Here is a 1,086-nt window from a genome sequence, read left to right on the forward strand (position 1 = left end):
TAGATGCCATGCCTGTTCTGCCAGAGGAATAGCGCCTGCCGGTCCTTCAGGCCCATGCTGTAATATGTTTGGAAGCTGGCCAGCCCGGAAGCTCTGATGCGCATATCCCGAAGGAAGGGAACATCCTCGGCCCCTACACACAAAAGCCGGTGTGTCCGGTTCTGCTCCTGATCCAGGCGCACGGTCTGATGTCTGTAAATCAAGTCGGACACCAGATCACAAAAGCCCACCTTGATGAGATGCTCGATTTTGGGCTGGGTGATATAAGATGTGAGAAGCGGCTTTAGTTCTACCGGCTCCTGGAAATAGCCGCAAAACTGCGTGACAGGGCAGTATTGCCACGGCGTGTCACGAAGGGCGGCCGGCAGGTTGCCGGGATAGACATAGCCGCAGACATCCGCCGCAAAGTTGTATTGCCAGCGGCTGAATACGGGACGGGTCCCGGCTTTCCATACGCCAAAGGAGCTGTAATATTGGCTGGTCTCCAGCTTGCCACTGGGTCTCTGACGGATGAACTGGCGGGCGGCCTCCCAAAGGTCCAAATCCTGGTTCGCATGATGGAGGGTAGCCTTGAACACCCGGACCACGACTTCGTCTGGAGCGGTCCTCTGTATGACCTGGCAGGTCTCCCGGTCGAACAGATTTCCCATGCGGCCGCGGGATTTCATTATCAGTTCCCGGCCGCAGGATGGGCAGAGGGCGTTCCCGTTGTACCTGACGCCGGACAGCGAGATTTCCCTGCCGCAGGCGGAGCAGACGCCGGGGACGGTTTTTCTGCCCTTCACGGCGTCATAGAAGAAGTACGCCGGCATGATTTTGCGGTACAGCCATCGTTTCAGGCCCTGGGGAACTGGTGGGACAGACTGCATCCGGGCGTTGATCCTGCGGCGCTCCTTCCGTTGCCGGGCCTGCCGCCTGTTTTCCTGGACCAGCTTTTGATGGGCCGTCAGGCAGCCGAAGCCGTCCTGCGTATCATCATGGAAAAAGCGGCTGATGCACTTTCGGTCAGACTGGGTAAGGAAGGCACAGCGGGAGACGAAGTTCCAATCAGGGGACAGCCGCTCAAAGCACGCCGTGCGCCAGGAT

1 pseudogene is annotated in these 1,086 nt (G+C 58.7%); it reads right to left on the reverse strand.

Annotated features, from left to right (window positions below):
• Positions 1-1,086, reverse strand: a pseudogene (locus B5F94_RS16585) (hypothetical protein); the annotation flags it as partial.

This window comes from Flavonifractor sp. An4 (assembly GCF_002161755.1).
Taxonomy (GTDB): Bacteria; Bacillota; Clostridia; order Oscillospirales; family Oscillospiraceae; genus Flavonifractor; species Flavonifractor avicola.